The following is a 14697-nucleotide window of genomic DNA, read 5'->3' as shown; positions in this document are numbered from 1 at the left end:
CGACGCCAGAAGGCGAGGCGAAACACTTTCCTCGGCAGTCCTCGCAGGCTCGCCTAGCGGCTCGCTCGCTGCGGAGGGCTCCGGAAGTGTGTTTCGCCTCGCCTTCTTCGTTGCGCTGTCCCTGCTCGTTGAGCGCCTTTCGTCTCGCAGGCTCGCTCAAGACCTACTGCTCGTTGAGCGCCTTTCGTCTCGCTTCGCTCGCTCAAGACCCGCGAAGCGCGCCGGACTAGGCCAGCGCGGCGCGAATGGCGTCGGCCGATTCTTGACCGTAGGCGGCAGCCAGGCGAGCGTGGGCGGCGTCGACGTCCCACGTCCAGCCCTGGGTCGAGTCCGACTCCAGGACGAGGGTCGCGACCATCGCGCCGAGCTGCGCCGAGCGCTCGAAGCCGAGGTTCTCTCCCAGACCGGTCAGGAAGCCTGCGCGGAAGCCGTCGCCGACACCCGTCGGGTCGACCTGCTCGTTCACCGGGACGACGTCGACGTGCGTGATGGAGCCGTCCGTGTCGATGATGTCGACGCCATTGGCGCCGAGCGTGGTGATGCGAACGCCGACCATGCCTGCGATGTCGTCGTCGGTCAGGCCGGTCTTCTGCTTGAGGAGGCCCCACTCGTACTCATTCGTGAACAAGTAGGCCGCGCCGTCGATGAGGGTGCGGGCCGTGTCGCCGTCGAGGCGCGCCAACTGCTGCGACGGATCTGCGGCGAACGGGAGACCAGCTTCACGACAGGCGTTCGTGTGACGAACCATGGCCGCCGGGTCGTCGGCGCCGATCAGCACGATGTCCGGGCGGTCCCCACCCGCGACGACGTCGAGCAGGTCGATGTCGCCCGCCTCGGTCATCGCACCCGCATAGAAGGTCGCGAGCTGCGCCATCGTCTCATCGGTGGTGCACATGAATCGTGCGGTGTGCTTGGTGGTCGAACGACGCACGCCGCGGCAGTCGACGCCGTGATCGGTGAGCCAGTTCTCGTAGTCGTCGAAGTCGGCACCGGCCGCGCCGACCAACAGGGGCCGGTTTCCGAGCACCCCGAGCGCGTACGCGATGTTGCCGCCGACTCCGCCGCGATGCAGGACGAGGTCTTCGACGAGGAAGCTGAGAGAGATGTGTTGGAGCTGATCGGCGACCAACTGGTCGGAGAACTTGCCCGGGAACTTCATCAGATGATCGGTCGCGAGCGACCCGCAGACGGCTGTGAACATCTGTCTCACGGTAGTGCAGACGAATGTGGCCGCGACCCGGGGTGGGGTCGCGGCCACATCTCGCTTGCGCTGGAGATCAGTTGAACGAGTCGCCGCAGGCGCAGCTGCCGGTCGCGTTCGGGTTGTCGATCGTGAAGCCCTGCTTCTCGATGCTGTCGACGAAGTCGATCGTCGCGCCCTGAACGTACGGCGCACTCATCCGGTCGACGGCGAGCTTGACCCCGTCGAAGTCCTGGACGAGGTCACCGTCGAGCGTGCGGTCGTCGAAGAACAGCTGGTAACGCAGGCCGGCACAACCACCCGGCTGCACGGCGATGCGCAGCGCGAGGTCGTCGCGGCCCTCCTGGTCGAGCAGGGCCTTCGCCTTGGCTGCAGCGCTGTCGCTGAGCAGGACACCGGTGTCGGTGGTTTCATTCTGAACGGTCATGGGCGCTCCTCATGTCGCCGGCCGCGTCTGCACGAGCGAACCGGGATACGTCTGTCGTCGAACCGCAGACACGACGATCGAGTGTGTTCACGGTCTGACTGGCTCAACGGTACTCGCTGTGCGCCTATTCCCGCATCACGCCCTCGATTGTGGCCACCGTGCGTGCCACCTCCGCCGCCAGCCCCGCCAGCATCTCGCGTGGACTCCGCATCGCCGCGTCCACCGAACCGGCGAAGTCGGCCACCGACCTGACCGCGGTCACGCCGACGACGTCCGGCGTCCCGCGGACCTGGCCCGCGAGGACGATCACCGGGGTGCCCCCTGCTTCCGCCGCGAGTGCCGCGATCACTTTCCCCCGGGCCGTCTGCTCGTCGTATCGTCCCTCCCCCGTGACGATCACGTCAGCGTCGGCGAGCTCGCGGCGACGCCCCGTCGCCTCGGCGACGACGTCCGCCCCCGATCTGCGACGTCCTCCGAGCGCCAGCAACGCGGCACCGAGTCCGCCCGCTGCGCCCGCGCCCGGCATGGAGGCCACCGCATCGCCGAGAGACGCCGCCCAGTCGGTCAGACGTGACTCGAGATCCTGCACTGTCACCGGATCCGCGCCTTTCTGCGGACCGAACACAGCCGCCGCACCTGCCGGTCCCAGGAGCGGGTTGTCGACGTCGGAGGCCACGACCAGATCGATACCGTTCATTCGAGCGCGTGCGGCGCCGATTCCACCGAGTTCCTCGACAGCGCCTCTCCCACCGTCGGTCGTCGCACTTCCGCCGAGTCCGACCACGATCCTCCCCGCTCCCGATGCCACGGCGGACGCGAGCATCGTGCCGACTCCCGCCGTGGTCGCGGCACGCGCCGACGACGGATCCGGCTCACGTCCGAGCAGATGGAGTCCACACGCCTGCGCCGCTTCCAGGTACATGGTCCCGTCGGCTCCGTACCCGATCGTCGCGTCGACCGGGTCTCCGAGTGGTCCGGGGACACGAAGAGTCCGGACTGTGACGACTCCTGCCGCCTGCAACACTGCGATGAACCCCGGTCCACCGTCCGACTGCGGGAGCAGCCGCACTCGATCGGCCTGCCTCGACGACAGCCAGCCGTCTGCGATGGCCGACGCCGCGTCAACGGCCGACAGCGTGCCTCCGAACTCGTCCGGTGCGATGACGACGCTGAGCGTCTCCCGGTCCACGGTCGGTGTCATGGGTCGGACACTAATGCCCGATCGTCGGCCGAGTCCGGTCATCGCCTAGAGCATGTCTCCTGATTCGCCGCTCGGGATCGGCGGATCAGATGTGCGCCCCGCAAGGCGAAGGAGGGAGGGATACCGGTAGGCATCACGGCCGACGACAACGCCGCGGGGAGTGCATCTGGCCGTCAAGACCGCGCGAAGCGAATTAGGTGACATGCTCTAGTCTCAACAGTGTGAAGTTGCCCTGGAAGCCCGCTGCGACGAGCACCGACGACACCGCAGACGACGCGGCGTCGACGACCGCCGCGCCCGCCCCCGCAGAGACCCCGGCCAAGGCCGCGCCGACGCCCGGCAAGGGTCGTCCGACGCCGAAACGACGCGATTCCGAGAAGCGTCGCGGTCCCGTCGCCGCCCCTCCGACGACACGCGCAGAGGCCCGCGAGCGCAAGAAAGCGCTCAAGAAGACGATGAGCAAGGACGAGCGCAAAGCGCTGTCCGCCGAACGCAAGCAGATTCGCATCGACCAGCGCGAAAAGATGATGTCGGGTGACGAGAAGTACCTGATGGCCCGCGACAAGGGCCCGGTCCGCAAGATGGTCCGCGATATCGTCGACGCCCGCCGCAACTTCGCCGGCCTGTTCATGCCGTTCGCCGTGCTCCTGATCGTCGCGATCATGGTGCCCAGGCTCGCGGTGATCGCGAACCTGCTGCTGCTCGTGTTCGTCGTGTTCATGGCGATCGACTCGATGTTCCTCGGCCGAATGGTCAACAAGCGTGTCCGCGAACGCTACCCGGACACGCAGGAGAAGCCGTTCCGGCTCGGCTGGTACGCCTTCACGCGCGCAATGCAGCTCCGTGTGATGCGTGCGCCGAAGCCGCAGACCAAGCCCGGCGACAAGGTCTGACGTGCGGTATCTCGTCCTGGGCGGAACCCGTTCGGGCAAGTCCGCCCATGCCGAGAATCTCCTCGCGGCAACTGATCGCCCCCGGTACCTGGCGACCGGTGCGGTCGATGTCGACGACGCCTGGGGCGCCCGCGTCGACGCACACCGCGCCCGGCGCGGAGACCATTTCCTGACGGTCGAGACTCAGGATCCGGCCGCCGAGATGCGGCTCGATCCCGAATCGCCCGTCCTGATCGATGATCTCGGCTCATGGGTGACGTCGCTGCTCGACGCGGCGAACGCGTGGGACGATCCGGCCGCCACCATCACCGACGCCGTCGACGACCTGTGCTCGGCGATCGCCGACCACGTCGCCGATGTGGTCGTCGTGAGCCCCGAAGTAGGGATGTCCGTCGTCGCGCCGACACCCGTCGGACGTCGGTTCGCCGACGAGATCGGCTCGGTGAACAACCGTGTCGCGCAAGTGTGCGAGACCGTGCAGCTGGTCGTCGCAGGCCGTGTCCTCGACCTGCCCGCGCCGAGCGCCACGCTGTCGGCGGAGTCCACACCGGCCGATGCCGAACAGACCCGCACGCCACTGGTCCCCGTACCCGTCGCTCCCTTCCCCGAGGCGATCTCCCCGTCTGCGTCGTTCGTCGGCGCCGCTCTGCCCGACGGTGTCGACGCCGAAGTATTCCCGGCGATCGATCCACCGTCCCCTGACGTCGCCGACGCGGCGCGCGCCCGCCAATTGACGCTCACGAAGCCTCCGGGAGCCCTCGGACTGCTCGAGGATCTCGGCGTCTGGATCTCCGCATGCCAAGATCAGTGCCCGCCGCATCGGATCACCGCACCCGCGGTCGCCGTGTTCGCCGGGGACCACGGCGTGGCGCAGGACGGTGTGTCCGCGTTCCCACCCGAGGTGACCGCGCAGATGGTCGCGAACATCGCCGCGGGCGGTGCAGCCGTCAACGTCCTCGCTCGTCGAGCAGGCGCGCGAGTACACGTGTTCGACATGTCGGTGAAAGCCGACGTCCCCGGAGCGGACGCAGCAACAACCGCGTACAAGGTCCGCAACGGCAGCGGCGATCTCCGCACCGGGGATGCGATGACCATCGCCGAGGCGAGGAAGTCTCTCGCCGCCGGACGTGCGATCGCCGATCGCCTCGTCGACTCCGGTGCCGACCTGCTGATCGCGGGCGACATGGGCATCGGGAACACCACTCCTGCAGCCGTGCTGATCGGCACGATCGCCGATCGGGAACCCGTTGTCGTCGTCGGACGCGGCACCGGAATCGACGACGCCACCTGGATCCGCAAAACCGCCGCCATTCGCGACGGCATGCGGTACGGCCGCCGATTCCGCAATGAGCCGTTGGCACTCCTCGCAGCCGTCGGCGGACCCGATCTCGCAGCCATGGCCGGGTTCTACGCCCAGGCCGCGCTGCGTCGGACGCCGGTCCTCATCGACGGTGTGGTGACCTCCGCGGCCGCGCTCGTCGCCGAACAGCTGGCGCCCGGCGCTTCGGCGTGGTGGCGTGCCGGTCACCGATCGACCGAACCCGCCCACGGTTTTGCACTGTCGAGTCTCGGACTGGACCCGATCGTCGACATGTCGATGCGTCTCGGCGAAGGCACCGGCGCGCTGACCGCACTTCCGATCGTCTCGTCGGCCGTCGACGTGCTGATCGACATGGCGACGTTCGCCGACGCCGGCGTCAGCGATGGCGGCTAATCCGGCCGCTGCCGTGCATGTGGCGGTCACGTGGCTGACAGTCGCACCGCTCCCCCAACCGCGGGCGGAGATGGATCGACGAACAGGCGGTGCGGCGATCGCAGCGGTTCCGATAGTCGGCGCCCTCCTCGGCGCGGTCGCTGCCGCCGTCGCGTTCGGACTGTCGCACACCAGGCTGCCCGACCTCGTCATCGGGTTGCTCGTCGTGGCCGTCCTGGCGCTCGCGACGCGCGGGATGCATCTCGACGGACTCGCCGACACCGCTGACGGACTCGGTTGCTACGGCGACCCCGACCGGGTGCGCCAGGTGATGCGCGGCGGCGACGTCGGTCCCTTCGGCGCCGCCACGCTGACCGTCGTCCTCGTCCTTCAAGCCGTTGCCTACTCGACCCTCATCGGCCACCACGAATGGGCGCAGATCGTCTACGCCGTCGTCCTCTCGCGAGTCGCCGTCGTCTACGCGTGCCGCCGTGGGCTCGATGCGGCGAACGCCGACGGCTTCGGCGCCCTCGTCGCCGGAACTCAACGATGGTCGCTGCTCGTCTGGACCGCGGCGGCCCTCGGCGCGGCGTGGCCGCTCGGCATCCGCGCGATCTGCGCAGTCCCCGCAGCCCTCGTGTTCACAGTCGCCTTCACGGCACACTGCCGTCGCCGGGTGGGCGGCGTCAGCGGCGACGTGCTCGGCGCCGTCATCGAGCTCACGACGGCACTGTCCCTCGTGATTCTCATCCTCTGAGCGGGACCCCGCTGGCACAGATTCGACGCTGTCAATCAGCCGTTGAGACGAAGAATCTACTCACAAGTAACCAGGCTTGAGTGTTCCGACACACTCGACGTCCACAGTCCCCCACGACACACGGAGTCTCCATGCCCAACCGGATTCGGAACATGCTCATCATCGCCGGAATAGCCGCCTGCTCAGCAGCGACGATCGGCGTCGGCACCGCCGCCGCGTACGACACCATCTACGTCGACGAAGCGCTCTACCCGCACACCGACACGCTCACCGGCGGAGTGTTCGACGTGTCGGTCACCAACAAGACCGACCTGATCGCCGACTGCACCGTGACGCTGTACCCGACGTCGGAGAAGGCCGACGCCGCACACCTCGCCACCGTGACGAACGACTGGTGGCGCAAGGTCGCTTCCGACACCGAACTCGCCGACGCCAAAGCCTCGGTGACCGGGAGTGCGGGAACGGCGAATCTCGCCGCGATCGCCGCAGGCGGAACCAAGGCTGCTTCGATCACGCCGACTGCACCCCTGCAAGCCGAGTACGTGGTGTTCAAGTTCTGCCGCGCGGACGACCTGCCGACCGACACGTACAAGGTCTCCGCTACGACATACGAGGTCACCGCGACCGCTCCCGATCCGGAAGACCCGACCTTCGGCAGCCTGACCGGTCCGGGGCTCGGCAGTCTCGGATCGCTCCTGCCCTGACAAACGTTCGGAGGCGTTTCCCGGACTGACACCGGGAAACGCCTCCGACGCTTGGAGACCCTGAACTACTTGAGGCGGGTCATCCACCCGTGGGTGTCCGCGAACGTGCCGCGCTGCAGACCGGTGAGCGTGTCGCGCAGCGCCTGGGTGACCTCGCCGGTGGTGCCGTCGCCGATCGTGTAGGCGTCGGTGTCACTCTGGACTCGGCCGACCGGCGTGATGACGGCCGCCGTTCCACAGGCGAACACCTCGGTGATCTCGCCGGACCGGACGCCGTCAGCGAGTTCCTTCGTGGAGATCTTGCGCTCTTCGACGGAGTAGCCCGCATCCGCGGCGAGCGCGAGCAACGACTTCCGTGTGACGCCGGGCAGCAGTGAACCGCTCAGCTCCGGTGTGACGAGGCGAGCCTGCGATCCCGACCCGAAGACGAAGAACAGGTTCATCCCGCCCATCTCCTCGATGTACCGGTGCTCGATCGCGTCGAGCCAGACCACCTGGTCGCAGCCCTTCTCTGCAGCCTGCGCCTGTGCAAGCAGCGAAGCGGCGTAGTTGCCGCCGAACTTGGCGGCGCCCGTGCCGCCGGGCGACGCCCGGACGTACTCGGTGCACAGATAGACGCTGACCGGCTTGAGGCCGCCCTGGAAGTACGCGCCCGCGGGCGATGCGATCAGCACGTACCGGTACTGGTTCGCCGGGCGAACACCGAGGCTCGCCTCTGTCGCGAACATGAAGGGACGCAGGTAGAGCGACTCCTCGCCGCCGGCAGGCGGCACCCAGGCGTCGTCCACTTCGAGCAGCGCCCGCAACGATCCGACGAAGTCCTCCACCGGGAACTCCGGCATAGCGAGACGACGAGCGGAGGTGTTGAACCGCTCGGCGTTCGCCTCGGGTCGGAACGCGGCGATCGTGCCGTCGGGCTGGCGGTACGCCTTGAGCCCCTCGAAGATCTCCTGCGCGTAGTGCAGGACCATCGCAGCCGGATCGAGCGCGATCGGACCGTACGGGGTCACCTTCGCGTCGTGCCATCCGCGCTCACGGTCGTAATCGACTACCACCATGTAGTCGGTGAAGTGGTTGCCGAAGCCCGGCGCGGCGAGAATCTCTGCGCGTCGACCCTCCGACACCGGATGCGGATGCTCGGTGCGAGTGAACTCCAAGGTCATGCACCGATCCTATCCCTGCTCCGCAAACCGGCATCGTCGGACCGGACTCTCAGACGTTGCCCTGCACGAACGGCGGCAGGACGACCTCGCATTCGAGAGCACGTCCGCGGACGTCGACGACCACGGTCGCGCCCTTCTTGACTCCCGAATCAGTGTTGATGAACGCCAACGCGACGCCCTGCTTGAGAGTCGGCGAGAAGGTGCCCGATGTGCACACGCCGATCACTTCGCCGCCCGCCTCCAGGTGCACGGTGCAGTCCGCGCGCGGCACACCACGACCGGTGGCCTTGAGTCCGTACAGCCGGCGCGCGGGGCCCGCCTCCTTCTCGGCGACCAGGACGTCGCGGCCGAAGAACTCAGGCTTGTCCCATCCCACCGCCCACGAGCTGCGCGCCTGGACCGGCGTGATCTCGGGGCTCAGTTCGTGGCCGTGCAGCGCGTAGCCCATCTCGGTGCGCAGTGTGTCGCGCGCGCCGAGACCGGCGGGAAGACCGTCACGAGCCGTGACCTCGGCGAGCAGAGCGTCGAAGACCGGGCCCGCGTCGGCCCACGTCGGAAGAATCTCGTACCCGTGTTCGCCCGTGTAACCGGTGCGGCACACCCGCACGGTGCGCTCCGCGCCGTCCACGGTCAGCGTCGCGTCGGCGAACGCCATGTACTCCATCTCGGTGGGCAGCCCGAGAGCTGCGAGCACGTCGGCCGACTTCGGTCCCTGTACCGCGAACACCGCGTAGTCACGATGCAGGTCGGTGATCTCGACGCCGTCGGGCGCGGCCTCCTTGAGTGCGGCGACAACCGCCGGGGTGTTGGATGCGTTCGGGATCAGGAACACTTCGTCGTCGCTGACCAGATAGGTGATCAGATCGTCGACGACGCCGCCTTCCGCGTTGCAGCACATCGTGTACTGCGCCTTGCCCGCGGTCACCTTGCGAAGGTCGTTGGTGAAGCATCGGTTGACGAAGTCGGCCGCGCCCGCTCCGGCGACGAGCGCCTTACCCAGGTGGCTGACGTCGAAGATCCCGACGGCTTCACGGACGGCGGTGTGCTCCGCGACGGTGCCGGAGTACGACACCGGCATGTCCCATCCGCCGAATTCGGCGAACGATGCTCCGAGAGCGATGTGACGGTCGGCGATGGGGCCTGCGAGGAGTTCGGTCATACCCGATACGGTATCGCCCTCGCATGAGCCGCGTCGCGCCGCCGGTCGCATCGACGCCGACCCACCTGTGGCAGAGTTGACACCCGTGAGCAGCAACGACTTCTCCGACCGCGTTCGCGGTCCGCGCATCGAACTGACCACCGCCCTCACCAAGGACGACGACGTCCTGGTGATCGGCCTGATCGCCGCCGAGGACGCCGACACCCAGGCGCCTTCCCTGCTGATCGGCGAGGACCTCCTCGACGACGCGGCCGCCGATGCCGTGTCGGCGAGCATCGCCGCGCTCGGCGGCACCGGCCGCAGCGGCGAGATCCTCAGTTTCCCGGCACCGACATCGTTGCCGGTCCGCCTGATCCAGACCGTCGGGCTCGGCCAGGACTCCGACGATCACGATGCCGACGCCATCCGGCAGGCGGCAGGAGAGTCGATCCGCAAACTCGACGGTGTCGGCCGGGTGGTCAGCGCTCTCGCCCAGGCCGGTGTCGGCCCCGCTGCGGAGGGCTACTTCCTCGGCGGATACCGCTTCGAGGAGTTCCGGTCGGCCAAGTCTGCGTCGAAGAAGCAGGCGCCGTCCGAAGTCCGACTGCTGGCCGCCAAGTCGAAGGAGAACCGCGCGGAGCTCGATCACGCGCTGATCGTCGCCGACGCCGTGGCGCTCGCCCGCGACTTCGTCAACACTCCGCCGAGCCATCTGTTCCCGGCCGAGTTCGCTGAGCGCACCCGCGTCCTCGCCAGCCAGGCCGGTCTCCGCGTCGAGATCCTCGACGACGTCGAACTGGCCAAGGCCGGCTACGGCGGGATCGTGGGAGTCGGCAAGGGCAGCTCTCGTCCACCGCGTCTGGTTCGACTCATCCATGAGGCCAAGGGCTCCGAACGCACAGTCGCCCTCGTCGGCAAGGGCATCACATTCGACACCGGCGGCATCTCGATCAAGCCGGCCGCGGGCATGGACCACATGACCTCCGACATGGGCGGCGCCGCAGCGGTCGTCGCGACGGCCATCGCCGCCGCCAAACTCGACGTGAACGTCACCGTCATCGCCACCGTCCCGATGGCCGAGAACATGCCGTCGGGCACCGCTCAGCGACCGGGCGACGTCCTGACGCAGTACGGCGGGACCACCGTCGAGGTCCTCAACACCGACGCGGAGGGGCGGCTGATCCTCGCCGATGCGATCGTCCGCGCATGCGAGGACGATCCGGACTACCTGATCGACACCGCGACGCTGACCGGCGCGCAGATGGTGGCCCTCGGCAACCGCACCCCGGGTGTGCTCGGCACCGACGAGTTCCGCGATCGCGTCGCATCGGTCTCGCAGAGTGTCGGCGAGAACGGTTGGCCCATGCCAATGCCGTCGGAGCTGCGCGGTGACCTCGATTCGCGAGTCGCCGACCTCGCCAACGTCACCAACCATCGGTGGGGCGGCATGCTGTCCGCGGCGATCTTCCTCAAGGAGTTCGTCGGCGAAGGAATCGGCTGGGCACACGTCGACGTCGCGGGTCCCGCGTTCAACACCTCCGGCCCGTGGGGTTACACGACCAAGGGCGGTACGGGCGTGCCCGTTCGCACCCTGATCGCGGTTCTCGAAGACGTCGTCGAGAACGGCTGAACCCCGCCTCAACCGCTACTGACGGGTAACCGATGGACTCCCCTGAACGTCTCACAGCGAGCGGGTACTGTGAGTTCGGGAGTCGGTCGATCCACCGTCTGCACGTACACGTGAGCCCACAAGAGCGCACGTGGGAAGCACCCGCGAATCGGCTTGACCGAACGGCACAAGTTCACGAGTTAGGGAGTCACACGCAATGGCCTTCTCTGTTGAGATGCCCGCCCTGGGTGAGAGCGTCACCGAGGGAACCGTCACCCAATGGCTGAAGCAGGAAGGCGACACCGTCGACATCGACGAGCCCCTGCTCGAAGTCTCCACCGACAAGGTCGACACCGAGATCCCGTCTCCGGTGGCGGGCGTCCTGACCAAGATCGTCGCGCACGAAGACGACGTGGTCGAGGTCGGCGGTCAGCTGGCTCTCATCGGCGAGGCAGGCGAAGCAGCCCCCGAGGCAGAGGCGCCTGCACCTGCCGCCGCACCCGAGCCGGAAGCCGCGCCCGAACCGGAGCCCGCTCCGGCGCCGGCCGCTCCAGCAGCCGAAGCTCCGGCCGCTGCGCCTGCCGGCTCCGCGTCGGGCACCGACGTCGTGATGCCCGAGCTCGGTGAGTCGGTCACCGAGGGAACCGTCACCAACTGGCTCAAGGCCGTCGGCGACACCGTCGATGTCGACGAGCCGCTCCTCGAGGTCTCGACCGACAAGGTCGACACCGAGATCCCGTCGCCCGTCGCAGGTGTTCTCCTGGAGATCGTCGCCGACACCGACGACGTCGTCGATGTCGGTGGACGCCTCGCCGTGATCGGCGACGCCAACGAGGCCGCGGCACCCGCTGCGCCTGCAGCTCCGGCACCCGCGCCTGCGGCACCGGCTGCTCCCGCACCTGCAGCTCCGGCGCCCGCACCCGCTGCTCCGGCCGCCCCTGCACCTGCTGCGCCTGCCGCACCCGCTCCCGCAGCCGGGTCGGAGACGCTCGAGTCGACGCCGTACGTCACGCCGCTCGTGCGCAAGCTCGCCGCGGAGAACGACATCGACCTGTCGACTCTCACCGGCACCGGTGTCGGCGGACGCATCCGCAAGCAGGACGTGCTCGCTGCCGCCGAGGCCAAGAAGGCTCCGGCGCCCGCCCCGGCTGCAGCGGCGCCTGCCGCTCCTGCTGCGTCTGCTCCTGCGGTCGCCACCGCCAGCCCCGAGCTCGCAGCCCTCCGCGGAACGACGCAGAAGATCAACCGCATCCGTCAGATCACCGCGGCGAAGACTCGTGAGTCGCTCCAGACGAGCGCACAGCTCACGCAGGTCCACGAGGTCGACATGACCAAGGTCGCGACACTGCGCAAGGCCGCCAAGGCGGGCTTCGCGGCCGCCGAAGGCGTCAACCTGACCTTCCTGCCGTTCTTCGCCAAGGCCGTCGTCGAGGCGCTCAAGGCCCACCCGAACGTCAACGCGTCGATCAACGAAGAAGCCAAGGAGATCACGTACCACCCGACCGTGAACCTCGGCATCGCCGTCGACACCCCGCAGGGCCTGCTCTCGCCGGTGATCCACAACGCCGACGACCTGTCGTTGGCCGGTCTGGCCCGTGCGATCGCCGACATCGCCGACCGCGCACGCAACGGTGGCCTCAAGCCCGACGAGCTTGCCGGCGGCACGTTCACCATCACGAACATCGGCAGCCAGGGTGCACTGTTCGACACGCCGATTCTGGTTCCGCCGCAGGCCGCCATGCTCGGCACGGGTGCAATCGTCAAGCGTCCCGTGGTCCTGACTGCGGCCGACGGCACCGAGTCGATCGCATCGCGGTCGATGGCGTTCCTGCCGCTGACCTACGATCACCGCCTGATCGACGGCGCCGACGCCGGTCGTTTCGTCACGACCGTCCGCAAGCGCCTGGAAGCCGGAGAGTTCGCCGGCGACCTGGGACTGTGACACGTTCCCAATCCGTATGACCGCCGTCCGCGGCGACCATCCCGGTCGCCGCGGACGGCGTTCGTCTTTCCCGTCCGGAATGTTTCCGGCGCGCGGCGCGTTGCAGATTCATGTGCCACGCCGCGACGTCTTTCCCGTCTGTCTGATGTGTTCTTTGGAGTGCCGCTGTGCGTAACGGATCCGCCCGATTGAGCAGTGAACCGATCGAGGTGCGACGCCTCGGCGTGATCGACTATCAGGACGCCTATCGGATGCAGCACGAGCTGGCCGATCAACGTGCGTCCGGCGAACTCGACCACGACGTGCTGCTCCTCCTCGAACATCCGTCGGTGTACACCGCAGGCAAGCGGACGCAGGACACCGACCGTCCCACCAATGGAGCGCTCGTCATCGATGTCGATCGCGGCGGACGCATCACCTGGCACGGCCCAGGCCAGCTCGTCGGTTACCCGATCGTGCTGCTCGCCGAACCCGTCGACGTGGTCGACTACGTCCGCCGGATCGAAGAGGCCCTGATTCGCGTCTGCAACGGACACGGCCTGGCCACCGGTCGTATCGATGGACGCTCCGGCGTCTGGATCGACGATGAGAAGGGCGACCGGAAACTCGGCCAGATCGGCATCCGCGTCGCCAAGGGCGTGACCCTGCACGGCTTCGCACTCAACGTCGACCCCGACATGACCGTGTTCGACGCGATCGTGCCGTGCGGGATCCCCGACGCGGGTGTCACATCGATCGCGAACGAGATCGGCGAACCGATCAGCGTCGACTCGATACTCGACGAGGTGACGGCGTTGGTCGCCGAATGTCTCGACGACCCGATCCCGCCGTCGCCCGGTCACACCGCCGACGCACTCGACTCGACATCCCCCACACCCTCGACCGTAGGAACCCCGCAGTGACTGCCACACCGTCCACCCCGTCCCCCGCCGACGCCCCGAGCGGCCGCAAACTGCTACGTCTCGAGGTCCGCAACGCGCAGACCCCCATCGAACGCAAGCCGAAGTGGATCAAGACCAAGGCGACGATGGGCCCCGAGTACACCGAACTCAAGTCGCTGGTGAAGGGCGAGGGCCTGCACACGGTGTGTGAAGAGGCGGGCTGCCCCAACATCTACGAATGCTGGGAAGACCGCGAGGCGACCTTCCTCATCGGCGGTGAGCAGTGCACCCGCCGCTGCGACTTCTGCCAGATCGACACCGGCAAGCCGTCGGCGCTCGATCGCGATGAGCCGCGTCGAGTGGCCGAGTCCGTCCGGTCGATGGGACTGCGATACTCGACGATCACCGGCGTCGCACGCGACGATCTCCCCGACGAGGGCGCGTGGCTGTACGCGGAGACCGTCCGCAAGATCCACGAACTCAACCCCGGCACGGGCGTCGAGAACCTGATCCCCGACTTCCACGCCAAGCCCGATCTGCTCGCCGAGGTCTTCGAGTCTCGCCCGGAAGTCCTCGCGCACAATGTGGAGACCGTGCCCCGCATCTTCAAGCGGATCCGCCCGGCCTTCCGCTACGAGCGGTCGCTCGACGTGATCACCCAGGCACGCGACTTCGGACTGGTCACCAAGTCGAACCTGATCCTCGGCATGGGCGAGACACCCGAGGAGATCCAGGAGTCGCTGCGCGACCTGCACGAAGCTGGCTGCGACATCGTGACGATCACCCAGTACCTGCGCCCGTCGCCGCGTCATCACCCGGTGGAGCGCTGGGTGAAGCCCGAGGAGTTCGTCGAGCACTCGCAGTACGCGGAAGAGCTCGGTTTCGCCGGCGTGATGGCAGGCCCGCTGGTCCGCTCGTCGTACCGCGCTGGACGCCTCTACTCGCAGGCCATGGCACGCCACGGCCGCGAACTGGCACCGGAACTCGCACACCTCGCCGCCGAGGGATCGGCCGCACAGGAGGCCTCGTCCGTCCTCGCTCGGATGTCGCGCTGACCGCGCGACGTATCCCGCATCGAGACCTTTAGA

Annotated in this window: 13 protein-coding genes; 8 read left to right on the top strand and 5 right to left on the bottom strand. The window is 68.0% G+C overall.

Annotated elements, in window-relative coordinates:
* Positions 1-226: 226 nt before the first annotated feature.
* From WFK36_RS06105 to WFK36_RS06095, 3 genes are all read right to left on the bottom strand, one after another.
* On the bottom strand, positions 227-1201 hold the full coding sequence (locus WFK36_RS06105; protein WP_336790610.1) for a carbohydrate kinase family protein: 975 nt from the start codon (positions 1199-1201) through the stop codon (positions 227-229).
* Positions 1202-1277: 76 nt separating this feature from the next.
* The gene (locus tag WFK36_RS06100; protein ID WP_008376812.1) at positions 1278-1628 is read right to left on the bottom strand and encodes a HesB/IscA family protein; all 351 of its coding nucleotides are present in this window, start codon (positions 1626-1628) and stop codon (positions 1278-1280) included.
* Positions 1629-1752: 124 nt separating this feature from the next.
* Positions 1753-2829 carry a glycerate kinase family protein gene (locus tag WFK36_RS06095; protein ID WP_336790607.1) on the bottom strand — a complete coding sequence of 359 codons (1077 nt, stop codon included), beginning with the start codon at positions 2827-2829 and terminating at the stop codon, positions 1753-1755.
* Between the two features lie 221 nt (positions 2830-3050).
* On the opposite strand from WFK36_RS06095, the gene WFK36_RS06090 reads away from it, so the two are divergent.
* From WFK36_RS06090 to WFK36_RS06075, 4 genes are all read left to right on the top strand, one after another.
* Positions 3051-3722 (top strand): DUF3043 domain-containing protein, encoded by a 672-nt coding sequence (locus tag WFK36_RS06090; protein WP_008376814.1) that lies wholly within the window; start codon positions 3051-3053, stop codon positions 3720-3722.
* Between the two features lies 1 nt (position 3723).
* Positions 3724-5436 (top strand): nicotinate-nucleotide--dimethylbenzimidazole phosphoribosyltransferase, encoded by a 1713-nt coding sequence (gene cobT / locus WFK36_RS06085; protein WP_336790604.1) that lies wholly within the window; start codon positions 3724-3726, stop codon positions 5434-5436.
* Positions 5426-6172 carry an adenosylcobinamide-GDP ribazoletransferase gene (locus tag WFK36_RS06080; protein ID WP_336790602.1) on the top strand — a complete coding sequence of 249 codons (747 nt, stop codon included), beginning with the start codon at positions 5426-5428 and terminating at the stop codon, positions 6170-6172. Before cobT ends, WFK36_RS06080 begins: the two co-directional genes overlap by 11 nt.
* Positions 6173-6303: 131 nt before the next feature.
* Complete coding sequence (locus tag WFK36_RS06075; protein ID WP_336790600.1) at positions 6304-6876, top strand: hypothetical protein; 573 nt, start codon at positions 6304-6306, stop codon at positions 6874-6876.
* Positions 6877-6941: 65 nt separating this feature from the next.
* On the opposite strand, the gene WFK36_RS06070 is transcribed toward WFK36_RS06075, so the two are convergent.
* Positions 6942-8039: a branched-chain amino acid aminotransferase gene (locus WFK36_RS06070; protein ID WP_008376818.1), complete on the bottom strand. Its 1098-nt coding sequence runs from the start codon at positions 8037-8039 to the stop codon at positions 6942-6944.
* Positions 8040-8088: 49 nt separating this feature from the next.
* A complete protein-coding gene (gcvT, locus tag WFK36_RS06065) occupies positions 8089-9198 on the bottom strand; it encodes a glycine cleavage system aminomethyltransferase GcvT (protein ID WP_336790597.1) in 1110 nt (369 codons plus the stop codon).
* A gap of 85 nt (positions 9199-9283) precedes the next feature.
* Here gcvT and WFK36_RS06060 point away from each other — a divergent pair, with 85 nt between their 5' ends.
* The 4 genes from WFK36_RS06060 (at position 9284) to lipA (ending at position 14664) form a co-directional block, all read left to right on the top strand.
* Complete coding sequence (locus tag WFK36_RS06060) at positions 9284-10807, top strand: leucyl aminopeptidase (protein ID WP_336790595.1); 1524 nt, start codon at positions 9284-9286, stop codon at positions 10805-10807.
* A gap of 196 nt (positions 10808-11003) precedes the next feature.
* Positions 11004-12728 carry a 2-oxoglutarate dehydrogenase, E2 component, dihydrolipoamide succinyltransferase gene (gene sucB, locus WFK36_RS06055; RefSeq protein WP_336790593.1) on the top strand — a complete coding sequence of 575 codons (1725 nt, stop codon included), beginning with the start codon at positions 11004-11006 and terminating at the stop codon, positions 12726-12728.
* A 167-nt stretch (positions 12729-12895) separates the two neighbouring features.
* Positions 12896-13630 carry a lipoyl(octanoyl) transferase LipB gene (gene lipB / locus WFK36_RS06050; RefSeq protein WP_008376822.1) on the top strand — a complete coding sequence of 245 codons (735 nt, stop codon included), beginning with the start codon at positions 12896-12898 and terminating at the stop codon, positions 13628-13630.
* Positions 13627-14664, top strand: coding sequence for a lipoyl synthase (lipA, locus tag WFK36_RS06045; RefSeq protein ID WP_008376823.1), 1038 nt, complete (start codon positions 13627-13629; stop codon positions 14662-14664). Before lipB ends, lipA begins: the two co-directional genes overlap by 4 nt.
* Positions 14665-14697: the final 33 nt, after the last annotated feature.

The sequence above is a fragment of the Gordonia malaquae genome, from assembly GCF_037148075.1.
Classification (GTDB): domain Bacteria; phylum Actinomycetota; class Actinomycetes; order Mycobacteriales; family Mycobacteriaceae; genus Gordonia; species Gordonia malaquae.
This window is presented reverse-complemented; position numbering and strand designations above follow the sequence as displayed.

What these genes read in the sequence shown, in the direction of transcription:
- WFK36_RS06095 (WP_336790607.1), bottom strand. Translation starts at nt 2,829, where the DNA reads ATGACACCGACCGTGGACCGGGAGACGCTCAGCGTCGTCATCGCACCG.
- WFK36_RS06075 (WP_336790600.1), top strand. Translation starts at nt 6,304, where the DNA reads ATGCCCAACCGGATTCGGAACATGCTCATCATCGCCGGAATAGCCGCC.
- WFK36_RS06100 (WP_008376812.1), bottom strand. Translation starts at nt 1,628, where the DNA reads ATGACCGTTCAGAATGAAACCACCGACACCGGTGTCCTGCTCAGCGAC.
- gcvT (WP_336790597.1), bottom strand. Translation starts at nt 9,198, where the DNA reads ATGACCGAACTCCTCGCAGGCCCCATCGCCGACCGTCACATCGCTCTC.
- WFK36_RS06105 (WP_336790610.1), bottom strand. Translation starts at nt 1,201, where the DNA reads ATGTTCACAGCCGTCTGCGGGTCGCTCGCGACCGATCATCTGATGAAG.
- WFK36_RS06080 (WP_336790602.1), top strand. Translation starts at nt 5,426, where the DNA reads ATGGCGGCTAATCCGGCCGCTGCCGTGCATGTGGCGGTCACGTGGCTG.
- WFK36_RS06070 (WP_008376818.1), bottom strand. Translation starts at nt 8,039, where the DNA reads ATGACCTTGGAGTTCACTCGCACCGAGCATCCGCATCCGGTGTCGGAG.
- sucB (WP_336790593.1), top strand. Translation starts at nt 11,004, where the DNA reads ATGGCCTTCTCTGTTGAGATGCCCGCCCTGGGTGAGAGCGTCACCGAG.